This is a genomic window from Collinsella aerofaciens (assembly GCF_015553355.1).
In the GTDB taxonomy this organism is placed as follows: Bacteria; Actinomycetota; Coriobacteriia; order Coriobacteriales; family Coriobacteriaceae; genus Collinsella; species Collinsella aerofaciens_V.
In genome coordinates this window covers 112,326-135,428 of record NZ_JADNGN010000001.1, presented here as the reverse complement: position 1 = coordinate 135,428, position 23,103 = coordinate 112,326, and the positions used below count along the sequence as shown (strand labels likewise).

The window sequence follows — 23,103 nt, the reverse complement described above, 5'->3', positions numbered from 1 at the left end:
ACCATGCGTCACAACGTTAAGAAGGGCCTGAAGCTCGGCACCGATGCGAGCCACACCAAGGCCATGAAGAAGAGCCTTGCTAAGGCCCTCTTCGAGAACGACCGCATCAAGACCACCGAGACCCGCGCTAAGGCGCTGCGTTCGGTCGTCGATCCGATCATCACCTGGGCCAAGAAGGGCGACCTGCACTCTCGTCGTTTGGCCATCGCCAAGCTCGGCGATAAGCAGCTCGTTGCCGAGATCTTCGACAAGGCTGCCCAGGGCATGTGGCAGGACCGCAACGGCGGTTACACCCGCATCATGAAGCTCGGCAACCGTAAGGGTGACAACGCTCCCATCGTTATCATGGAGCTCGTCACCGAGCCTTGCACGCCTAAGGCCAAGAAGGCTGCTCCGGCCCCCAAGAAGGCCGCTGCTCCCAAGAAGGTCGAGGCTGTCGAGGAGACTGCTGCCGAGGAGAGCGCTGAGTAGACATTCCGTCTACATAGGCTATATTCGAGGGGTACGTTCGCGTACCCCTCTTTTTTTGTCGCGATACCGTTGCTTGTTTGTTGGGAGCGCCCATGACTGCGCCGTCTGATTTCAATTCGATTTCCGAGCTTGACGCCACACTCGTATTTCGCGTGGCCTATGATGGCTCGTCGTATAGCGGATTTGCCGAGCAGCCGGGACAGACGACGGTTGCGGGTGAGCTACGTCGAGCCATTGAGACGCTGCTTCGCCGCCCGATCGATCTGACGTGCGCAGGTCGTACCGATGCCGGCGTGCATGCCGTGGCTCAGTACATCAGCGTGCCCGTAACGGACGCTGAGCTCGCCCTTACGCGCCGTAGGTGGCTGCGGGCTATGGATGCCCTGCTGCCTAAAGATATCGCCATAAACGAGGTCTACAGGGCCCGTAAGGGCTTTTCTGCACGCTTTGACGCGCGTTCCCGTACGTATACGTACCGTATTGCCGATCGCGACGCGCGCCCTGTGCTTTCGCGCGGTGCGGTGTGGTGGCATCGCTACCCATTGGATGTTGAGGCGATGTCTGCGGCCTGTCCCGCGCTGCTGGGCGAGCAGGACTTCAAGAGCTTTTGCAAGGTGGCGTCTGCCGTGGGCAAGCCCACGCACCGCTGCGTGATGCGGGCCGAGTTTGGCCATGAGGTTGCGTTTGGCGAGGACATCCTGACGTTTACCATCGAGGGCAATGCGTTTCTGCATTCGATGGTCCGTACGATCGTTGGCACGCTTGTCGAGATTGGCATGCATCGCCGTAAACCCGAGTGGATGCGCGAGGTCATCGATGCTTGCGATCGTACCGCTGCGGGCCCCACGGCTCCTGCCTGCGGCCTTACGTTTATGGGCGTGGATTACGATCCCGCCGAGCTTGTCGTGCTCGACTAGGGGAGGGCTTGACGCGCCGTTCGTCGGCATCTGTCATCTGTGGGCTGCGCGTGTGCAACATCTGTTCTTGGCGTGCAGTGCAACCGGTGTCTCATTGCTTTTATTTATGGGGTGTACCATGAACCACGGTTTGATTCATTGCTGTCGAGAGGACGGATAACTTGGTTCGACGTGGCTCGCATCCGCGACTTTCGGTGATCCTTGTGGTAGAAGGTTCGCCCAGCTATGCGATGCGTGCGCTCGAGAGTATCCAGAACCAAGACCTCTACGATTTGCAGATTGTCGTTGTCTGCCGCGATGCTGCGCCCGGTGTGCGCCATTCGCTTCAGGTTGCTGCCGACAGGGACATCCATATTGATTTGATTGACGTCGAGGACGCGAAGCGCGGTGCTTGCCTTCGTGCCGGTTTTGCTGCCTCGCGTGGCTCTCAAATCATCGCTATGAACGCCGATGAGTGGTTTGCTCCGCAGTCCCTTTCCAAGATGGTCGATATCGCGTGCGATACTACGGCAGACATAGTGCTCCCCACGGTGTCGCTCGACCGCTATGATGCACATCGAGAGCGCCATTCGCGCGTCTTGGATGCTGCTCATATTTCCATTGATAGCAAATCCTCGATGGTGACCGGGCTGCCCCAGTTGATTTTAGGCGGCCTTGTCGTTCAGACCTCTGGCGTGATGTACAGCCGCTCGCTGTTTGAGGCATGCCTGTCGCGCGGCAAGGCGTACCGTACGGTTGAGTTTATGGCTTATGCGCTCTCGCAGGCACGATTCGTGTCCGGCTGCGGCGACGCTTGTTTCCACGCGGTGGCACCTAAGCTTACAGATGCCTTTGATCCCACCATGTATGCCAAGGTATCCGATGACATCCGAGCACTCGACGAGCTTGCGGACTCACTCTCGGAAGCAGATAGCGGTGGTCGGCTCAAGCTGGCAAGCCAAAAGTTCTACTTTGCCGGACTGGTCGCCTGCATCGAGAATTTGTGCCTGAGCCCGCATGGGTTGTCGTCAATCGAGCGTTCCGCCCGCATGCGTGATATGCTCGATGCGCCTCGAACCCGTCAGATGGTCGCCGCGCTCAAGGACAACCATCGGGGACTCGGTCTGTTGTTTGGGCCGATTGCCAGCGCCAAGCCCGCGCGCTGCGTGATGTGTACGCATCTGGCAGCTTTTCTTAACCGGACGGGCGCAAAAACCGCCTAAACGGCTCATTACGAAACAAACTTGCATAGAATTGTTTCGTAATGCGTTCTTATACACAAAAGCCTTCAAATAGCGTTAAACTATTCAATCACTGATTGATTGTCTCCGCCATCTTTTGGAGAGAGGGTTTGTATGGCTAAAAAACGCAATGGGCGCCAGGATGCCATTAGAGATATTGTGCGCAATAAGGACGTCCGTACGCAGCGCGTGCTGGTCGATGAGCTCCGCGCTATGGGCTTTGATTGCACGCAGGCGACTGTCTCTCGCGATATTGCCGACATGGGGCTGCGTAAGCTCCCTGAGGGTATCTATGTTCTGGCAGAGGACCTGCACCTGCAGCGTATGGTTTCCGAGCTCGTAACGGGCGTTCTACGTACCGATAATCTGGTCATGATCAAGGCTCAGCCTGGCACGGCTTCCGGCATCGCCGCCGCCGTTGATGCGGCAGAGTTGCCCGATGTGCTTGGCTCGCTTGCCGGCAACGATACGATTTTGGTTATTGCCCAGACGGCCGAGGACGGCGAGCGTCTTGAGGCGCTGATCAATAAGCTGAGCAATTCTCGCAAGTAGGCGTGCGGGTCGTGCGCTCGGCACTGTGTGCGTGACATGGTGGCTTGTAAGGGGGTATCGACGTTGGTCGGTACCCCTTTTTTGTTTGCCGGTATAAAGACCGCCCGCCTGGTCGTTTCAAATTAAAAGGCCCCCGAGCAGTTCAATAAGCTGCTCGGGGGCCTTGTTGCTTATGGCCGGATGATTTCTAGCCGACCGTATCGTCAGGCGTGGGCGAGGGGTCGGGAGTGGGTGTAGGCGTAGGCGTAGGCGTAGGCGTGCCGCCATCGCCGCCGGTCGAACCACCAGTGGAGCCGCCCGTCGAGCCACCGGTCGTACCGGTGCCGCCGGTGGTGTCGCCGCCCGTGGTCTCGGTGGTCGTGGTCGTCGTGGTAGTCGTTGTGGTGGTTTCCTCTTCCTCTTCGTCCTCGTCCTCGTCCTTGTCGTCGTTCTCCGACTTCTTGGTGTTGTTGGTGCCGTAGAACTTCCAGACGCTGTTGTTCTTGTAGGTGGGCGCCGTTCCGGTCGCAAACTCCTCGCGCTCGGTACCGGTCAGAACGGTGTTCATAAACCGCTTAAAGACAGGCAGGTTGGTGCTGTCGCCCAGCAGGTCCGTGCCGTACTTTTGGATGGGGATCTCGCCCGCGGAATAGCCGGTCCACAGGGCGCATGCCAGCTGCGGGGTATAGCCGCAGAACCACAGGTTGGTGGTGTTGTCGGTGGTGCCCGTCTTGCCGGCATAGGGCTGGTTGACACTCAGGGCGCCGGCAGCACCCGTACCGCTGCCCTTCATGACGCCGGACAGAACATCGGTGACCGCGGCGGCCTCGCCCTCGGTAAGCACCTGTGAGGGATTGTCGGTGTGCTGGTACAGCACCGAACCGGTACGAGAGTCAATCTCGGTGATGGCGATCGGCTGGCGATAGTAGCCGCCGTTGGCAAACGTCGCGTAGGCGGCGGCCATCTCGAGCGGCGAGATCGAGCCGGTGCCGAGGGTCATGACGGGAACGTCCTCGATGTTGTCCTTGGCGGGGTCGATGCCGAGCTTTTTGACGAGCGAGATGATCTTGCTGTTGCCGACGGCTTCCGCCACCTGGATGTAGCCGGTGTTGGAGGAGTATGCCGTCGCCTGCTTAAGCGTGATGGTGCCGTAGCTTTGATTGGCGTAGTTTTGTACCTCGGTTGTGGTGCCCTTGGCCTTGAGCGGCGAGTTGCAGTTGAGGGTGACGTTGGGGTTCATGCCGTTTTGGATGGCAGTTGCCAGCGTAAAGGCCTTAAAGGTGGAGCCGACGGGACGCTTGGCCGTGGCATGGTTTACGTGGTTCTCGTCGGCGTTGTAGTCGTAGCCGCCCACCATGCACTTGATGTAGCCGGTCTTGGGGTCGACGACGACCATGCCCATGTCCAGGCCGTCAAGCGAGAGCGTGTCGAGCTGCTCGCGGACGGCATTCTCTGCCACCTGCTGCATCGTGGGGTCGATGGTGGTCTTGACGGTCAGGCCGCCCTTAAAGAGCACGTCGGTCGAGAACTCCTGCTCCAGCAGCTGCTTGACGTAGGAGACAAAGTAGGGCTGCGAGTATACGTCGACGCCGCTGCCCGAGATTTCGGTCACGTTGAGGGTGATGGCCTCGGCCTGTGCGGCATCGTGCTCCTCCTGGGTGATGTGGCCCAGGCGCAGCATGTTGTCGAGAACCTTGTTGCGGCGGGACAGTGCCAGATCGGGATTGACCGTGGGGTCGTACTGCGAAGGCGAGTTGGGAAGGCCGATGAGTAGCGCGGCCTCGCTCAGGGTGAGGTCGGCGGCGCTCTTGGACAGATAGGTCTCGGCTGCGGCCTCGATGCCGTAGGCGCCGTGGCCGTAATAGATGGTGTTGAGGTACATCATGAGGATCTCGTCTTTGGAGTACATGTCCTCCATCTTGATGGCGATGTAGGCCTCGCGCACCTTACGCTCAATGGTCGAGTCGAACTGCTCCTCCTGCAGGATGGTGTTGCGCACAAGCTGCTGGGTGATAGTCGAGGCGCCTTCGTGCCCGCCGCCGAGGGTTGCCACCGCAGCACGCGCGATACCCCACAGGTCGATACCGCCGTGCTCGTAGAAGCGCTCGTCCTCGACGTCAACGGTGCCCTGCAGCACGTAGGGGGAGACCTCGTCCTTGGTGATGGACTTGCGGTTTTGCGTGTAGAAGCTCGCGATCTTGTTGCCGTTGCAGTCGACGATCTCGGTGGGCTCACTCACCAGATACGCGTTGGCGTCGGTGTAGTCGGGCAGATCGGACAGCCAGCGGTTGACGTTGCCGACCATGCCGATGCCAAACGCCACGCCCGCAATCAGCAGAAAGCCCAAAAACGAGAGCAGGATTATGGGCAGGGCGTGCGTCTTTGAACGGCTGTGTCCCTGTCGTTGGCGAGGACCCATATATTGACCTCCAGGTATGTCGTGCCGGACGGTGGATGTGCCGTCGGGGCAGGATGGACATAAGTTATTACACGATAAACCAAACGGGGCGCGCGAGGCCTCGTGTATGCTGGAAGACGGCATTTTTCAGAGTGAATGCATACCTTGGTAAGGAGTTTGCCGATGGCGATTCGGGCGATGGGGCCGAGCGGACAATACGAGACTGGATTGGATGCTGCCGGTGCGGCGCTGCCCGAGTTGCTGGCGCCGGCGGGCGGACTCGACCAGATGCTTGCGGCCATCGCCGCGGGCGCCGATGCCATCTATGCGGGGTTGGGCGGCTTTAACGCCCGTGTGAGCGCCCATGGCTTTACGGATGACGAGTTTGCGCGCGGCTGCGCCGTGGCGCATGCCCATGGCGTGCGTGTGTACGTGACGCTCAACGTGTTCGTGTTTGACGATGAGTTGTCCGACGCGGTGGCGTTGGGAGCTCATGCACTGGAGCTGGGCGCCGATGCTCTGATTGTGGCCGATGCCGGGTTGGCCTGCGCGCTGAGCGCGGCGATTCCCGGGGTCGAGATTCACCTGTCTACGCAGGCGGGCGCTCATAGCGAAGGCGCCGTGCGGCTTGCCGCCGATGAGTTGGGGGTCGTGCGCGTGACGACGGCGCGCGAGCTGACGGTCGACGAGATTGCGGCGCTCTGTGCCACGGGCGTGCCCATCGAGGTATTCTGCCACGGTGCGATTTGCATCGGCTATTCGGGGGCGTGCGAGTTCTCGGCCCTGCGGCGTGGACGATCGGCAATGCGCGGCGACTGCACACAGCCGTGCCGTCTGGCGTATGACCTAGTGGACGAGGCGGGACAGAGCGTTGTCGCCGTCGAGGGGGATCGCCTGCTGTGTCCGCATGACTATCTGGGTATTGCGCATCTGCCCGAGCTTGTAGATGCCGGCGTTGCGTCGCTCAAGATCGAGGGGCGCATGAAGAACCCCGATTACGTATTCAACGTGGTGCGGGTTTGGCGCCGGGCGCTCGATATGCTGCGCGACGGCGCGTGGGACTCCGGTGCCGTGGAAGAGCTTGAGCGCGAGCTGGGAAGGTCGTTTAACCGTGGGTTTACCGATGCGTACCTGCGAGGGCGTTCGGGTGCCGAGCTGATGAGCTTTGAGCGTGCAATTAACCAGGGCGTGCGCGTGGGGCGCTTGGTCGCTGTGGGCCACGAAGAGGTGACCGTTGAGCTCGATGCTGCCGTGGCGGCGGGTGACACGCTCGAGATTCGGTTCTATCCGGGTGCCGACGCGCGTCCCGATGTGCCCAAGCGCTGGCCGCAGGTGCCCTGCCCGGTGGATGCCGCGGCGGGGAAGCGCGTCGTCGTGCATTGCAAGCGTAAGGTGGACACGGGCTGCGAGGTATACCTGATTCGCAGCGCCGGCGTGTTGGATCAGACGGCGGCGGTGTTGGAGTGCATGCGGGCCGAGGCGGATGCGATTGCGCCCGTTGCGCGCGCCGTTGAGGTGCTGCCCTTTGAGGACGTTGCGGTGGATGGCGGTGCGTCGACGGAGTTGGTGGAGCGCGCGGTTCCCGCTCACATGGTTTTTGCTTGGCAGCTGATGGATGCCGATCCGCGCGGAGAACTCGATTTGTCCGACGCCGTTGTGGTGCTGGACGAGGTGTGCCGCACGGGTGACGCTGACCGGACCCGCTCGCTTATGCAGCGTGCCGGGCGCGTCGTCTGCCGCAACCTGGGACAGGTGGTGATCGCTCGCGAGCTGGGCATGACGTTTGACGTGGCGGCGCCGGTGTTCTGCGCGAATCGGGTCACGCTTACCTGGCTGCGCGGACTCGGGGCGGGGCGGGTGTACTTGTCGGCCGAGTTGCTCAGCAATGATGCGGAGCGTGTTGCCGAGCTTGCCGCTTGTCCCGGTGTCTTGGGGCCTGTCGACGCCGACCGTCCCGAGCTCATGGTGTGCGAGCACTGCCTGCTGACTGCCGAGGGCGTCTGCGCCACCGATGCGACGGGGCAGGTCCGTTGCCGCGACTGCTTGCGTCGTCGGCAGGTACGCTATCTGGTCGAGCGTGACGGTACACGTCTGCCAGTTGCCATTGACGCATGCGGCAGGACGAGGATTTTCCTGTCGTAAGTGCCGCGTCGCGTCAGTTTGTTATCATAAGAGAGTTTATGGACTTCCAGCACCGCCGTTTTCGGCGAGGGTGCTATAGCAAAAGGAGGATACCCAATGCTGTCTGTTGACGAGCAAATGCGTATCATCACCTCGGGCGCCGCGCAGATCGTTCCCGAGGCCGACCTTCGCAAGAAGCTTGAGAAGGGCGAGCCCCTCAACATCAAGCTCGGCGTCGACCCCACCAGCCCCGACCTGCACCTGGGCCACGCTGTGCCGCTGCGCAAGATGCGTCAGTTCCAGGACCTGGGCCACAACGTCACCCTCATCATCGGCAACGGTACCGCGCTGATTGGCGACCCTTCGGGCAAGAATTCCACCCGTCCGCAGCTTTCGCAGGAGCAGATTGAGGCCAATGCCGAGACCTATGTGAGCCAGGCCATGAAGATCCTGGATCCCGAGAAGACCACCATCGTGCACAACGGCGACTGGATCCTTTCGATGGATCTGGCCGGTCTGCTTCAGGTGTGCTCCAAGTTCACCGTCGCCCGCATTCTTGAGCGCGATGACTTTACCAAGCGCTACCAGTCTCAGACGCCGATCGCCCTGCATGAGTTCCTGTATCCCGTGATGCAGGCCTTCGACTCCGTTCAGATCAAGGCCGACGTGGAGATGGGCGGCACCGACCAGCTCTTCAACCTGCTCGCTGGTCGCGAGCTCATGGAGAAGATGGGCATGGAGCCGCAGATCGCGCTCACCATGCCGCTGCTCGAGGGCACCGACGGCGTGCGCAAGATGTCCAAGTCCTATGGCAACTACATCGGCCTGACCGACGCTCCCAAGGATATGTTCGGCAAGACCATGTCCATCCCCGACGAGATGATCGGCAAGTACTATCGTCTGGCCAGCTCGTTCGCCCCGGCCGAGGTCGACAAGATCGACGCCGCCCTGGCCGACGGTTCTGCCGACCCCTACGAGCTCAAGCGCGCTCTGGGCCGCGACCTGTGCGATACCTACCACGGCGCCGGCGCCGGCGACGAGGCCCAGGCCGAGTTCGACCGTGTGTTCAAGGAGGGCCAGCTTGCCGACTTCCCCGAGAAGCACGTTGAGCTGACCGTCAACGACGAGGGCCAGATTTACCTCGCCGGCCTGCTCAAGGACCTGGGCCTTTCGGCCAGCGCCGGTCAGGCCCGCCGCGACATCGACGGCGGCGGCGTCAAGATCAACGGCAAGGCTGTGGCTCCCAAGAGCTATAACATCGATCCCAGCGCCCTCAAGCTGGGCGACACCCTCTCCGTAGGCAAGCGCAAGGGCTTTAAATTGGTCTAACGAGCAAGTTGACCTCACAAGTGCAGCAAGGCCGCAGCCGGGATTCCCGACTGCGGCCTTTTTGGTTACGACGATCCCTTGGGGACGGAGGGATCATTTGGCGGTGCCGTTAAGCGGAAGGGGTGTTAGCGGGACTTTCTTTTGGGCATACAATGGCTATTGGCTTGCTGCGGTGAAGGCCTGTCCGCTCCGCAGCTGTTTTCTACGGTTAAAGGAGAATGTATGTCCGTTGAGGTCATGAGGTCTGTGATCGAGGCCGCCGAGGGTCGCGTACCCGTCGATACGCTGTTTACCAATGCGCAAATCGTCGACGTGTACGGTCAGCGCGTGGCGCCCGGTAGCGTTGCCGTCAAGGACGGTGTGATCGTCGGCGTGCTCTACGATGGTCGCGACGATGCCGCTGGCACCTACGAGGCAACTGAGGTCGTCGACTGCCAGGGCTACTATCTTGCCCCCGGTTTTATTGACGGACACTTGCATATCGAGTCCTCGAACATCCGCCCCGCCGAGTATGCTCGCATGGCCGCGACGCGCGGTACTACCACCGCCATTGCCGACAGTCACGAGATCGCCAACGTGGCGGGCCTGGACGGCCTGCACTTTATGATCGAGGACGGTCGCCGCGCGCCCATTTCCATCAAGTACATGATGCCCTCGTGCGTGCCCGCGCTGCCCGATGAGCAAGCGGGCGCTGTGATTACCGCCGCTGACATGCAGGCGTTTTTTGCCGAGCATCCGGGCGATGTTTTTGGCCTGGGCGAGATGATGAACCTGCCGGGCGTCTTTATGGCCGACCCCGAGACCTGTGCTCGCATCGATGCTGCCAACCAGACGCCGTCCAAGCAGGTTGACGGCCACGCGCCGCTCGTTGCCGGCAAGGACCTCAACGCCTATGCCGCGGCGGGTATTATCGCTGACCACGAGTCAACGATTCCCGAGGAGGCGCTCGATAAACTGTCCCGCGGCATGTATGTGATGCTGCGTGAGGGCACGTGCAGCCATGACCTGGCCAACCTGTCTCCGATGCTGCTGGAAAACCCCGCCCGCGCCCGCCGCTGCTGCTTTGCGACCGACGACCGCGCTCCCTCCGACGCGCTTTCGACCGGCATGATCGACAACGCCTGCCGCGTGGCCATCGAGGCCGGCGTCGACCCGGTGGTCGCCATCTCTATGGCGTCCCTTTCCACGGCTGAGGCGTTTGGGCTAGATCACGGCTGCCGCGACCCACACGAGCTACGCGGTGCGATTGCCCCGGGCAAACGTGCCGACCTGCTGGTGCTCAATGACCTGACGTTTGCCACGGCTCCGCATCGCGTATATGCCGCCGGTGCTCTGGTGGCGCAGGACGGCACCTTTGTGGGCGAGATTGCACCCGAGATGGCCGAGGTCGCAGCGCTTGCCGATGAGCTGCGTGCTTCCGTTAAGCTGCCGAAGCTATCGCTCGACGTGTTCGACTATGCCTTTAAGCCGGGCGAGGCCGTGATTGACGTGGTACCGGGTAAGGCCATCACGGGCGTGGCTCGCCCCGAGAGTGCCGAGGGCCTGCGCCGCATTATGCTGATTGAGCGCCACGGCCGCGGCGTGTCGCTGCAGGCCGAGGGCGCCGACAGTGACGGCCCCGCGGGTCTGGGCTTGGTTGGCAAGCATATCGGTCGCGGCTGGGTGCGCGGCTTTACCATCACGGGTGGCGCCATTGCCTCCACGATTGGCCACGACTCGCACAACGTGTGCGTGGTGGGCGACAATGCGGCGGATATGATGGCTGCCGTTGAGGCCGTGGGCCAGGGCGGCCACGTGCTGGTGCGCAACGGCGAGGTCGTGGCGCGCATTCCGCTGGCGCTCGGTGGCCTTATGAGCGAGGGCACGGCCGAGGATGTCGCCGCGCAGCACGACGACTTTATGGTCAAGGCGCGCGCCATGGGTATCGAGCCGCCGCTCGACCCCATCATGGGCATCATCTTCCTGCCCCTGCCGGTGATCCCGACGCTCCGCATCCGCGCCGAGGGCATGTTCGACGTCACCACCTTCACCTACGCCGACTAGTCATCGGGGATGTTCTTCAACGATTAGTCGTCGGGGACACTCTTTGACGTGTCGCCTGACGCCGCGACCATGAGGCCTTTGGCATGTGTGAGCTATTTGCTAGGTCCTTGTAACGTTTGCGCCCGCGGAGTCTTATCTGAGCTCCCTTTGGGTACGTTGGAATCGGATATACGTCCGATTCCATCAAGCCCGAAGGGAGCTTTTCTATGTTTAAACTGATTGCATCCGATATGGACGGCACGTTGCTTGACGAAAACGGCCAGGTGCCTCCCGAGACCTACGAACTGATTCTAGCGCTACACGAGCATGGCGTGCATTTCGCCGCATCGTCAGGTCGTCGCTACGATCGCCTGTGCGAGTTCTTTGCGCCCGTTCGCGACAAGATGGACTTTGTCGCCGCCAACGGCGCCCAGGTCTTCGCCGACGGCAAAATGGTAGACCGTGAGGTGTATTCACACCTGGCGATTCGAAGGCTCGCCCAGGCTGTCGCGACGTTTCCCAATCTGCATCTTGCGCTTTTTGACCGAACCAAGTCCTTCCTGCTCGATGACGAGTGCAAGTTCGTGCGTGAGGTCGATAAGGACCTTCCCAATGCCGAGCGCATTTGGGAGCTGCCCGATCCCAGCGTAAAGATCATCAAAGCGAGTATCTTTTGCGACGACGGTGCCGTTATGGACAGTGCGTACGTGCTGCAGCGCGAACTCGGTCAGCTCTTTACTTTTGCGCCTTCGGGTAACGCGTGGATCGATGCTATGCAGCCCGGCGTGTCGAAGGCTTCGGGTATCGCACAGCTCGCGGAGCATTATGGCATTGGGCGCGATGAGGTTATGGCGTTTGGCGACTCGATGAACGACTACGAGATCATTCGCTTTGTCGGCACGGGTTGTGCGATGGAAAATGCACGCCCCGCGCTCAAGGCCGTTGCCGATCGCGTGGTGGGGCGCAACCGCGACCACGCCGTCCAGCAGGAGCTCCGCCACGTTTTGGAGAGCCTCGCCTGATCCGGCAGTTGGGGACGTTCCTTTTCCGCCGGCAGTGGGGGCCAGTCCTTGCAGCTTTTTGCGAAGACTGTCCCCAACGACTAGTCATTCAAGAACGTTCCCGATGACTGGCCAATGACTAGGCGAGGGCGGTCATGATGGCGCGGGCGACGCCGTCGTGGTCGTTGTCGTATTCGGTGATGGCGTCGGCGGCCTCGCGATCTTCGGGCTCGGCGTTGATCATGGCCATGCCGTGGCCCGCTGCCTGCAGCATGGGGATGTCGTTGATGTTGTCGCCGAACGCCCAGGCGTTGGCGAGACGCTCGCCCAGGTGCTCGCATAGCCACGTGAGGGCCGTACCCTTGGTGGCGCCTTCACCCATGACTTCGATATTCATGGCGTACGAACGCGTGACCTCAATGCCTCCGAGCGTGTCGAGCACCGCCGCGATGGCATCGCGATCGGCCGGGTCGTGCCAGTACATGGCGATGCGTTCGAGCGTCTCGACCTCGTCGATCTTGCTGTCGATATTCATGTCGATCGGCGTTCGTGTGCGCTTGAGCGAAGCCGCGATGTGGGGGTCGCCGCCGCAGAACTCATCCAGACGCCCGTATAGCGAGCGGGGGAGGAAGCACTGCCCATCCGCGAAGATATCGAAGGTGACGTCATGGCCGGCGGCGATGCGATAGATGCGGTGGGCGATGCCGCGATCGAGCGGACGGCTCAAAATGCACGTGGCGCGCGAGGCGTCGGTGGGCACATCGTCGTCGAGCTGCCAGATACTGGCGCCATTAGCGCAGACGGCATAGTGCACGGCGGGGTGGGCGAGGATGGGCTCAAAGATGCCCGACAGCGGACGTCCCGTGCACGGTACAAACTCGATGCCACGACGTGCGAGCTCGTCGAGCATCGCCCAGGTGGCATCGCTCATTTGCTTATCGCTCGTCAGCAGCGTCCCATCCATATCGGAAAACACAATCATTTGATGCAGCCCTTTCTACTGGCATAAAAAGCGTGGCCGAGGGCGGTGATGCCCTGGCCACGCTCGAGTTCTATAACGGTCCGCGTCCTAGCGGTCGGCGAGCGGCTTGTACTCCAGCGGCTCGATCACCGGACGATAGGCCGGGCGAATAATACGGTGCGCGCAGAAGAGCTCTTCCATGCGGTGTGCCGACCAGCCGGCCATGCGGGCGACGGCGAATAGCGGCGTAAAAAGCGTCTCGGGTACGCCGAGCATCTTGTAGATAAAGCCCGTGTACAGGTCGATGTTCGCGCAGATGGGCTTGGTCATGCCGTGGTCGCGCATCACCTGCGGTGCCAGGCGCTCAATGCGCTCGATGAGCGCGAACTCATCGCCCAGGTCCTTCTTGGCGGCAAGTGTGCGCGCGTAACGGCGGCACACCTCGGCGCGCGGGTCGCTCAGCGTGTAGACGGCGTGGCCCATGCCGTAGATGAGACCCGTGCCGTCGAAGGCCTGCTTGTCGAGGATCTTGCCCAGGTAGGCCGCGACCTCGTCCTCGTCCTCCCAGTTGGAGACATGCGCGCGGATGTCCTCGTGCATAGACACGACCTTGGCATTGGCACCGCCGTGGCGCGGGCCCTTGAGCGAGCCGATGGCCGCGGCATAAGCGGAATACGGGTCGGTGGCCGAGGAGGACAGCACGCGGCAAGCAAACGTGGAGTTGTTGCCGCCGCCGTGCTCTGCATGCAGCATGAGCATCACGTCGAGCAGCATCGCCTCATCGCGGGTGAATGCCATGCCACCGCGCAGGACCTGTAGGATGGTCTCGGCGGTGGAGAGACCGGGCGTGGGGTGCGGCACGTGAACCTCGGAGCCGCGAAGCTTGGCGACCGAGGCCATGTGTGCGAAGGCGGCGATGCGCGGGAGACGTGCGAGCATGGAAATGGCGACGTCGATTTCATGCTCGGGCGTGATCACGTCTGGTTCGGCATCGAAGGCGTAGAGCAGCAGTACGGCGCGCTGGAGCACGTTCATGATGCTCGACGACACCGTGGTCATCGGGAACTCTTTAACGTACTCGTCGCTCAGATGTCTAAAGGCGCCCAGGCGCTCGCAAAAGCCGTCGAGCTCTTCCTTGTTAGGGAGCGAACCCGTGATAAGCAGATAGGCGACTTCCTCGTAGCCGTAGCGATTCTCGGCCTGGGCATTGTTGACCAGATCCTCGATGCTGTAGCCGCGAAGCGTGAGCTTGCCCTGATCGGGCACGACCTTTCCGTCGACCTTGTTGTAGCCGTGCACATCCGAGATACGAGTGAGACCCGCGACCACGCCCGAGCCGTCGGCATTGCGTAGGCCGCGCTTGACATTGTGCTCTACGAACAGGTCCTCGTCGTACGGGGCGGTCGGCAGGCCGTGGTAGAGGTTTTCGCTTTCGGGCGAAATCTGACGGCTCGCCTCGTAATCCAGAACCAGACGGCTCAGGTGATCGTCGAAGCGGTAGTAGATTTTCTTGGCGTCGTAGGCCATGCGCGCTCCTCTCCGGTCCGCTTTGGGGCCGCGCGCTTGGACGATATGACGTCAAGCTGCCCCGAGCGGCTTGCTCGCTACAGGCGGTACATAAAGTTGAAGACGTCCTCGCGCTGGATGGACACGTTGACGCCCGAAAGCTCGCCGGCCTCGGCCAGCGCCTTCTGCAGCTCGGCGAAGTCGAGCTTGGACTCGGCGGTATCGGCCAGCATGGTCATGGTGAAGATGTCCTCGATAATGGACTGCGTAATGTCGCGGATGTCGACGTTGGCCTCGCCCAGAACACGGGTGACGCCGGCGACGATGCCGGGGCGGTTCTTGCCAAGGACGGTGATGACGATACGGGAGGACGAGATCTCGGCCATGGGAAACCCTTTCGCGTGATTGCGGCGCGCGCGGGGCGCTCCGCTACGGTACAGTGTTCATCATTGTACCTGTCTGGCGCAAAAAAGGCGCGCTCGCTGCGGCGTTACATGCCTGCAACATGAGCGTAAGGGGGAAGGCCGTACGGGGAAGAGCCGTCTGGCGCGTGTCCGGCTCGTGTTGGGTTGATTTCCGATCTCAGCCGAACACATTGAGCGGAAAGGCCGTGAACCTTTTGTGGGACACGTGGTGCCGTGGTACCATAGCCGAGTTTGTTGTCTTGGTCGGAAACCAAGACGCCTTATGCGCTGATCGGTAACCAGCGCCTGACCAATAAGGAGTCCTACCATGAAGCAGGGTATCCATCCCCAGTATGTCGAGTGCACGGTGACGTGCTCCTGCGGCAACACCTTCAAGACGCACGCTACCGTGTCCGAGATGAAGGTCGAGCTTTGCAACGAGTGCCACCCGTTCTACACCGGCCAGCAGAAGTTCGTCGACACCGGTGGACGCGTCCAGCGCTTCGCCGACAAGTTCGGTGGCGCCGCTGCCGCCCAGCTCAAGAAGGCCGAGGAGGCCAAGGCTGCCAAGGCTGCCAAGGCTGCTGAGGCCGAGGCCGCTCGCAAGGCCGCCGCTGAGGCTAAGGCTGCCGAGAAGGCCAAGCGTGCTGCTAAGTTTGCCGAGGAGGCTGCCAAGCAGGCCGCCGAGGCTCCCGCAGAGGCTCCCGTCGAGGAGGCCGCTGCCGAGGCCGAGACCACCGAGGCTGCTGAGTAAATAGCTCGCCGAGGAATCGCTCGCATTCATGGCATAAGGGCCGTGCATCCGTTTGGGTGCGCGGCCCTTTTCTTTTTATCGGTGCAAACCAACCTGCCTCCATTGCACCAAATGGCAGAGAGGCAGCGTTTGCCCAGATAAAACCTGGCATAATTAACCTGTCCCATTGTGGCAGGTTGGTCGTAGTTATTACGTGGCGGTCGAGGTCGACCGTATAGGCCGCGTCTTGTTTGGCTAAAGTACAATCATCTGTGTTTAACTCGCCCGCAGCTGCACGGCGTGGGCGATGGCCAAAAAGGAAAACCACATGGGATTCATGTCAAAGCTGCTGTCCTTTGGATCCGATAAGGACCTTAAGCGCTACTACAAGATCGTCGACCAGATCAACGGTCTTGAGCCCCAGTTTGAGAAGATGACCGAGGAGGAGCTTCGCGGCCAGACCGATAAGTTCCGCGAGCGTTACGCCAACGGCGAGTCGCTCGACGACATGCTCCCCGAGGCCTTTGCCACCGTGCGTGAGGCTTCCAAGCGCACCATGGGTATGCGCCACTTTGACGTGCAGCTCATTGGCGCCATGGCACTGCACGAGGGCCACATCGCCGAGATGAAGACCGGCGAAGGTAAGACCCTCGTCTCCACGTTGGCCGGCTATCTCAACGCTATTGCCGGCAAGGGCGTGCACGTCGTTACTGTCAATGATTACCTTGCCAAGCGTGACTCCGAGTGGATGGGCCGCATCTATAAGTACCTGGGCATGACCGTCGGTCTGCTCCAGAACAACATGCCGCTCGAGCTCAAGCGCCCGGCCTACCAGGCCGACGTCACCTACGGTACCAACTCCGAGTTCGGCTTTGATTACCTGCGCGACAACATGGTTACCCGTCCCGAGCAGCGCGTGCAGCGCGGCCACAACTACGCCATCGTCGACGAGGTTGACTCCATCCTGATCGATGAGGCCAGAACGCCGCTCATCATCTCGGGCGCTGGCACCAAGTCCGCCAGTACCTACAAGGACTTCGCGCGTGCCGTGCGTGGCCTTGAGCGCGGCGAGGACGTGTCGCACGACATGCTTACCGCCACCGAGGACGTTGAACCCACGGGCGACTATGTCATGGACGAGGCCAAGCACACCATTGCCGCCACCGAGCGCGGCCTTAAGAAAATCGAGCGCCGCCTGGGTATCGATGACATCTATGCCGATCTCTCCGGCCAGCTGGTCAACCACCTGCAGCAGGCGCTGAAGGCCCAGTACATGTTCCACCGCGATAAGCAGTACGTGGTCACCAACGGCGAGGTCAAGATCGTCGACGAGTTCACCGGCCGCATTATGGAAGGCCGCCGTTACTCCGAGGGCCTGCACCAGGCCATCGAGGCCAAAGAGGGCGTGCTCGTACGCGAGGAGAACCAGACCCTGGCCACCATCACCCTGCAGAACTACTTCCGTCTGTATGACAAGCTCTCCGGCATGACCGGCACGGCACTTACCGAGGATGCCGAGTTCCGCGAGATCTACAAGCTGCCCGTCGAGGTTATCCCCTCCAACAAGCCCGTGCAGCGCGTGGACCACGAGGACCTGGTGTACCGCACCATTCAGGCCAAGTACAACGCCGTCGCCGACGATGTCGAGCGTCGCCACGCCAAGGGCCAGCCGGTCCTGGTGGGCACCGTCTCCATCGAGAGCTCCGAGAAGCTGTCCGCCGCCCTTACCAAGCGCGGCATCGCACACGAGGTCCTCAACGCCAAGCACCATGAACGCGAGGCCCATATCGTGGCCCAGGCTGGTCGCTATGGCGCCGTGACCATCGCCACCAACATGGCCGGCCGTGGTACCGACATCTTGCTGGGCGGCAACCCCGACGAGTTGGTGCGCGAGCGCCTGGAGTACGAGGGCCTGACCATGGAGGACGTGACGCCCGAGCAGCTCGAGCAGTTTAACACCGAGGCCAAGGAGACTTGCAAGGCCGAGCGCGAGCGCGTGCTTGCCGCCGGTGGCCTGACCGTCATCGGCACCGAGCGCCATGAGTCCCGTCGTATCGACAACCAGCTGCGCGGCCGCTCCGGCCGTCAGGGCGATCCGGGCGAGACCCAGTTCTACCTGTCGCTCGAGGACGACCTCATGCGCCTGTTCGGCGGCGACAAGATGGACCGCGTCTCCAAGATGATGGTCACGGCCGACATGGGCGACGACATGCCCATCCAGCACAAGATCATCTCCAAGGCCGTCGAGAGCGCCCAGCACAAGGTCGAGAGCATCAACTTCTCCATGCGTAAGAGCGTCCTTGAGTACGACGACGTCATGAACAAGCAGCGGCAGGTCATCTACGCCGAGCGCAATAAGATTCTGGACGGCAAGGACCTGACCGACCACATCACCGAGGTCATGCACGACACCGTGTACCGCTGCGTGCAGGAGTTCTGCACCAAGGACAGTCACGATGGCGAGCGCGACCTGGAGGGCCTGCGCAAGTGGGTTGTGGAGCTCACCGGCCACATCGATACGCCGAAGTTCCCCGACGAGGATTATGAGGCCCTGGCTGCCGATGTCCTGGCTTACGTAGAGAAGTGCTACAACATGAAGGCCGAGCGCTTGGGCGAGGACCTGATGCGCGAACTCAACACCCAGGTCATGCTGCGCGTCATCGATACCCGCTGGATGAACTACCTGCAGGAGATGGACTACCTCAAGACCGGCATCGGCCTGCGCGGCTTTGGCCAGCGCGACCCGCTGGTCGAGTACAAGACCGAGGCCTACGGCGCGTTCCAGATGCTCGTCGACACCATGTACGAGGATTACCTGCGTACGGTTCTGCGCATCGAGATCAAGGCTGCCCCGCGTGCCGTGGAGCACAAGGAGGAGCCCGCGCTCGAGGGTGCGCGCTTTTCCGGTCCTGCCGAGGTCGATGGTGACAACGGCGACTCGGTGCTGCGCAAGCAGGCGCAGGTGCAGGCCCGCACGGCTGTCCAGGGTGGTCCGGCTGCCGTCAACAACGGTGGCAAGGTGACCACCTATCGCAAGTCCGAGAGCGACGATCCGTACGTCAACGTGGGCCGCAACGACCCGTGCCCCTGCGGTAGCGGCAAGAAGTTTAAGTACTGCCACGGCAGGAATCGTTAATGGCTGAGGCTTTAGAGATAACGCCCGCCGAGCTGGACGCGTTCGCGGACCGGCTCGGCGAGGTCGAGTCGTATCTCCACCTGGACGAGAAGCGTACCCGTGTGACCGAGCTCGAGGCCAAAAGTGTTGCCCCTGGCTTTTGGGATGACGCCGACGCCGCCCGTGCCACCATGGAGGAGATCGCGCGTACCAAGGAAGATATCGCTGCCGTGGACACCGCGCGCGGCGAGCTTTCCGATGCCCGCGCCGCGCTGGAGCTTGCCGAGGAGATGGGGGATGACCCCGACGCCGTCGCCCTTCGCGAGGAGGCTACAGCCACGGCTGAGCGCCTGGCCCGTGCCATCGATGAGCTTGAGCTTTCGAGCTGGTTTACCGGTGAGTTCGATCACGGCGATGCCATTGTGACCATCAAGCCCGGACAGGGTGGTCTGGAGGCCCAGGACTGGACCTTCATGCTCTTTAAGATGTACATGAAGTACTGCCAGCGTCGCGGCTGGAAGGTCACCATCAACGACTGTCCCGCAGCCGAGGTCATCGGCATCGACCGCGCGACCTTTACTGTCGAGGGCAAGGACGCATTTGGCATGCTGCGCGCCGAGGCCGGCGTCCACCGCTTGGTTCGCATCAGCCCCACCGACGACAAGAAGCGCCGCCAGACCACGTTTGCCGGCGTCGAGGTCATCCCCGTGCTACCCGATGATATCGACATCGAGATCAGTCCCGATGACATCCGCGTGGACGTGTACCACGCGAGCGGCCCGGGCGGCCAGGGCGTTAACACCACCGACTCCGCCGTGCGCGTGACGCATTTCCCCAGCGGCATTGTGGTCACCTGCCAAAACGAGCGCAGCCAGATCCAGAACAAGGCCGCGTGCATGCAGATCCTCAAGGCTCGCCTGTACGAGATTGAGCTCGAGAAGCGTGCCGAGGCGCTCGATGAGATTCGCGGACCCAAGACCACGATTGGTTTCGGCAACCAGATTCGCAGCTACGTGCTCTACCCGTACCAGATGGTCAAGGATCTGCGCTCGGGTGTGGAGACCAGCAATGTCGAGGCCGTTCTTGACGATGGCGACCTGGACCCGTTTGTTATTGGCTACCATCGCTGGGCTACCGGCAACGCTGACGCGGAGACCCCGTCTGCTTAAACCGCCCGGGTTTATGTGGAAATGGATTAAAACCCTCCGAGCAGTGTGGTTTTGTATCCAGAGCAAACCCTGCGCAGGGGTGGTTTTTGTCCGGCGAATCGGTAGAATCGAATACAAGAAGAAGTTCAAAGCGCATCCGATGGGGTGCGCTTTTTTGAGGGAGGCAGCATGGCATATCGTCTGGACATCAAGCGCATTCTTTCGATGAACTTCTTTCACGACCTGCCCCAGATTATGTTGGGGTGCGCTCTGGCCGCTATTGCGACCGACCTGTTTTTGATTCCCAACGGCCTTGCTGCCGGTGGCGTTACGGGCCTTGCCACCATTATCCAGGCGGTCGGCGCAACGCGCGGCCTGTCACTTCCCGTTGGTATTCAGACGATCGTGATGAACGCCTTGCTGTTGCTGGTCGTTATGCGCGAGGGCGGCATGTTCTACGTGGTGCAGACCGCGACGGGCTTTGTGCTGCTGGGCTTCTTTACCGATCTGTTCGCCCCGTTTGTAGCACCTCTGGCGGATGCGGACCTGATGCTCCCTGCCATGTGGGGCGGCATTATTACGGGCATCGGTTACGGCATGGTGTTGCGCGCCGGCGCCAACACCGGCGGCTCGGACACGATTGGCCAAATCATCTCGCGTAACACCTCGCTGCCGGTGGGCTCGACCGTCATGGCGATCGATGTTGCCGTGTGTGCGCTGTCGGCTCCGGTCTTTTCAATCGAAAACGCACTGTATGCAGGCCTTTCGATGGTCATTAGCGGCTACGTGATCGATGCCGTGGTCGATGGTGGCAACAAACGCCGTATGGTACTCATCATCTCGGACAAGTTCCCTGATATCGCTGCCGATATCATGTATGGTCTGGGTCGTGGTTGTACCAAGTTTAAGGCGACTGGCATGTATTCGGGTGCCGAGAAGCCGGTGATTATGGTCATCGTGAGCCGTCGAGAGCTCAATACCCTCAAGACGATCGTGCGCGAGCGCGATCCTCACGCCATCGTGACGGTCGCTGACGTTACGGAAGCCTTCGGCGAGGGATTCAAGGACATTAGCGCGTAGGGTCGATCGCGTTCCATCCAAAAGACGTTCACATTGATAAACCGTTTCATCAGCGGTTCTGCCTGCTAAATTGTTCAAATAATGATAAAAACTCTGGTAAAGCCATCAGTTTCCAGCATAATGAATGACGTACGTGCATTGCGGCTGTGTTGGGATTACCTTCGGTGCCGTGCGCATTTTGTCTAATGAGGATGAAAGGAAGGCACAATGAGCGACGAAGAGCTCAAAAAGGTTGCCAACGAGGTAAGGAAGGGCATCGTCACCGGCGTGCACGCTGCCAAGTCCGGCCATCCGGGCGGTTCGCTCGGCGCTGCCGACATCATGACCTATCTGTACTTTGAGGAAATGAACGTCGACCCTGCCGACCCCCGCAAGGCCGACCGCGATCGCTTCGTGCTTTCCAAGGGTCACTGCGCGCCTGGTCTGTACGCCGTGCTCGCCGAGCGCGGATTCTTCCCCAAGGAGGATCTCGAGACGCTGCGCCACATCGGCAGTCACCTGCAGGGCCATCCCAACATGAACGACACTCCGGGCGTCGATATGTCCACCGGCTCGCTGGGCCAGGGCATCTCCGCCGCCGTGGGCATGGCGGTTGCCGCCAAGCACTGGGGCGATACTTACCGCACGTACGCCCTGCTGGGCGATGGCGAGAGCGAGGAGGGCCAGGTCTGGGAGGCCGCCATGTTTGCCGGCAACCAGCAGCTCGACAACCTCTGCGTGATCGTCGACCATAACGGCCTGCAGATCGATGGCCCCGTCGAGGAGGTCAACGACCCCATGCCGCTCGCCGACAAGTTCCGCGCCTTCAAGTTCCATGTGGTGGAGCTCGCCGACGGCAACGACTTCGACCAGATCCGCGCCGCCTTTGCCGAGGCCCGCGCCACCAAGGGTCAGCCGACCGCCATTATCGCTGAGACCACGAAGGGCAAGGGCGTCTCCTTTATGGAGAACCAGGTGGGTTGGCACGGTAAGGCCCCCAACGATGAACAGTTTGAGCAGGCCATGGCAGAGCTCACGGCCGCCGGAGAGGAGCTCTAGGATGGCAGACGTCAAGAAAATCGCCACGCGCGTAAGCTACGGCGAGGCCCTCGTCGAGCTCGCCAACGAGCACGATGACTTTGTGGTCCTCGACGCCGACTTGGCCGCCGCCACGCAGACCGGCAAGTTTAAGGCCGCCTGCCCCGACCGCTTCTTCGATGTGGGCATCGCCGAGAGCAACCTGATGGGTGTTGCCGCCGGTATCGCAACCACCGGCCGCGTCGCCTTCGCGAGCAGCTTTGCCATGTTTGCCGCCGGCCGCGCCTTTGAGCAGGTCCGCAACTCCATCGGCTATCCGCACCTTAACGTTAAGATCGGTGCCACGCACGCCGGTATCTCGGTGGGCGAGGATGGCGCCACGCACCAGTGCTGCGAGGATATCGCCCTCATGCGCGTCATCCCCGGCATGACCGTGATCGTTCCCGCCGACGACATCGAGGCCCGTGCCGTGACGCGCGCCGCCTACGAGTGCGACGGCCCCGTGTACATGCGCTTCGCCCGTCTGGCCTCGCCGGTTATCAACGACCCCGAGACCTACAAGTTCGAGGTGGGCAAGGGCATCGTCATGCGCGAGGGCACCGACGTCACCATCATCGCCTGCGGCCTGATGGTCGGCGAGGCGCTCGAGGCCGCTGAGCAGCTTGCTGCCGAGGGCATCGATGCCGAGGTCATCAACATGCACACCATCAAGCCCATCGATGCCGACCTGATCGTCAAGAGCGCCACCAAGACCGGCCACGTCGTGACCGTCGAGGAGCACTCTGTGATCGGTGGCCTGGGCAGCGCCGTTGCCGACGTCCTGTGCGAGCAGTGCCCGACGCCGCTCAAGAAGATCGGCGTCAACGACACCTTCGGTGAGTCTGGCCCGGGTGCCGAGCTCCTGCACAAGTACGGCCTGGACGCCGCCAACATCATGGCGACCACCAAGGAGTTCTTGGCCTAGGACAAGACGAGGCAAAGTATCGCTTCAGCAACCGTATGCAATCCATAACAGGGGCGTCCTCAAAGAGGACGCCCCTGTTTTTTGTCGGCAACAAACAAATTAGGCCCGCACCAAGTAAGGGCTTTCTCCGGGAAACGGGCCCAGACCAGCAAAGTGCAATTCAGA

The 23,103-nt window shown here is 61.5% G+C and carries 18 protein-coding genes; 14 read left to right on the top strand and 4 right to left on the bottom strand.

The features are described from left to right. Positions 1-3 precede the first annotated feature (3 nt). The 4 genes from rplQ to I2D57_RS00495 all read left to right on the top strand — a co-directional run bounded on the left by rplQ (position 4) and on the right by I2D57_RS00495 (position 3,160). Positions 4-471 (top strand): 50S ribosomal protein L17, encoded by a 468-nt coding sequence (gene rplQ, locus I2D57_RS00510; RefSeq protein ID WP_099432038.1) that lies wholly within the window; start codon positions 4-6, stop codon positions 469-471. Positions 472-563: 92 nt separating this feature from the next. Next, entirely contained in the window at positions 564-1,388 is an 825-nt protein-coding gene (gene truA, locus I2D57_RS00505) for a tRNA pseudouridine(38-40) synthase TruA (RefSeq protein WP_195361116.1), read from the top strand. Between the two features lie 203 nt (positions 1,389-1,591). Continuing rightward, positions 1,592-2,590, top strand: coding sequence for a glycosyltransferase family 2 protein (locus tag I2D57_RS00500; RefSeq protein WP_195361115.1), 999 nt, complete (start codon positions 1,592-1,594; stop codon positions 2,588-2,590). 132 nt (positions 2,591-2,722) lie between these two features. Further along, the gene (locus tag I2D57_RS00495) at positions 2,723-3,160 is read left to right on the top strand and encodes an arginine repressor (protein WP_006235280.1); all 438 of its coding nucleotides are present in this window, start codon (positions 2,723-2,725) and stop codon (positions 3,158-3,160) included. 187 nt (positions 3,161-3,347) lie between these two features. On the opposite strand, the gene I2D57_RS00490 is transcribed toward I2D57_RS00495, so the two are convergent. Beyond that, on the bottom strand, positions 3,348-5,558 hold the full coding sequence (locus tag I2D57_RS00490; RefSeq protein ID WP_195361114.1) for a transglycosylase domain-containing protein: 2,211 nt from the start codon (positions 5,556-5,558) through the stop codon (positions 3,348-3,350). A gap of 162 nt (positions 5,559-5,720) precedes the next feature. Here I2D57_RS00490 and I2D57_RS00485 point away from each other — a divergent pair, with 162 nt between their 5' ends. From I2D57_RS00485 to I2D57_RS00470, 4 genes are all read left to right on the top strand, one after another. Further along, positions 5,721-7,679, top strand: a complete 1,959-nt coding sequence (locus I2D57_RS00485; RefSeq protein ID WP_195361113.1) for a U32 family peptidase — start codon at positions 5,721-5,723, stop codon at positions 7,677-7,679. Between the two features lie 96 nt (positions 7,680-7,775). After that, a complete protein-coding gene (gene tyrS, locus I2D57_RS00480) occupies positions 7,776-8,987 on the top strand; it encodes a tyrosine--tRNA ligase (protein WP_195361112.1) in 1,212 nt (403 codons plus the stop codon). Between the two features lie 222 nt (positions 8,988-9,209). Continuing rightward, the gene (locus I2D57_RS00475) at positions 9,210-11,030 is read left to right on the top strand and encodes an adenine deaminase (protein WP_195361111.1); all 1,821 of its coding nucleotides are present in this window, start codon (positions 9,210-9,212) and stop codon (positions 11,028-11,030) included. A gap of 206 nt (positions 11,031-11,236) precedes the next feature. Then, positions 11,237-12,031, top strand: coding sequence for a Cof-type HAD-IIB family hydrolase (locus I2D57_RS00470; RefSeq protein WP_195361110.1), 795 nt, complete (start codon positions 11,237-11,239; stop codon positions 12,029-12,031). 118 nt (positions 12,032-12,149) lie between these two features. Here the strand turns inward: I2D57_RS00470 and I2D57_RS00465 are convergent, their stop codons facing one another. The 3 genes from I2D57_RS00465 to I2D57_RS00455 form a co-directional block, all read right to left on the bottom strand. After that, a complete protein-coding gene (locus I2D57_RS00465; RefSeq protein WP_195361109.1) occupies positions 12,150-12,992 on the bottom strand; it encodes a Cof-type HAD-IIB family hydrolase in 843 nt (280 codons plus the stop codon). 87 nt (positions 12,993-13,079) lie between these two features. Beyond that, positions 13,080-14,498, bottom strand: a complete 1,419-nt coding sequence (locus I2D57_RS00460; RefSeq protein ID WP_195361108.1) for a citrate synthase — start codon at positions 14,496-14,498, stop codon at positions 13,080-13,082. Between the two features lie 77 nt (positions 14,499-14,575). Continuing rightward, positions 14,576-14,863 carry an ACT domain-containing protein gene (locus tag I2D57_RS00455; protein ID WP_006235289.1) on the bottom strand — a complete coding sequence of 96 codons (288 nt, stop codon included), beginning with the start codon at positions 14,861-14,863 and terminating at the stop codon, positions 14,576-14,578. A gap of 346 nt (positions 14,864-15,209) precedes the next feature. Between I2D57_RS00455 and rpmE the strand changes: the two genes are divergently transcribed. The 6 genes from rpmE (at position 15,210) to I2D57_RS00425 (ending at position 22,938) form a co-directional block, all read left to right on the top strand. Then, positions 15,210-15,635: a 50S ribosomal protein L31 gene (gene rpmE / locus I2D57_RS00450; protein WP_006235303.1), complete on the top strand. Its 426-nt coding sequence runs from the start codon at positions 15,210-15,212 to the stop codon at positions 15,633-15,635. 307 nt (positions 15,636-15,942) lie between these two features. Further along, positions 15,943-18,750, top strand: a complete 2,808-nt coding sequence (gene secA / locus I2D57_RS00445) for a preprotein translocase subunit SecA (protein ID WP_152068343.1) — start codon at positions 15,943-15,945, stop codon at positions 18,748-18,750. Continuing rightward, entirely contained in the window at positions 18,750-19,898 is a 1,149-nt protein-coding gene (gene prfB / locus I2D57_RS00440) for a peptide chain release factor 2 (protein WP_118206011.1), read from the top strand. The genes secA and prfB overlap by 1 nt, the downstream gene beginning before the upstream one ends. 168 nt (positions 19,899-20,066) lie before the next feature. After that, positions 20,067-20,957 carry a YitT family protein gene (locus tag I2D57_RS00435; protein ID WP_055310352.1) on the top strand — a complete coding sequence of 297 codons (891 nt, stop codon included), beginning with the start codon at positions 20,067-20,069 and terminating at the stop codon, positions 20,955-20,957. Positions 20,958-21,164: 207 nt separating this feature from the next. Next, positions 21,165-21,995: a transketolase gene (locus tag I2D57_RS00430; RefSeq protein ID WP_118079460.1), complete on the top strand. Its 831-nt coding sequence runs from the start codon at positions 21,165-21,167 to the stop codon at positions 21,993-21,995. Position 21,996: 1 nt separating this feature from the next. Then, entirely contained in the window at positions 21,997-22,938 is a 942-nt protein-coding gene (locus I2D57_RS00425) for a transketolase family protein (protein WP_195361107.1), read from the top strand. The last annotated feature ends 165 nt before the right edge of the window (positions 22,939-23,103 follow it).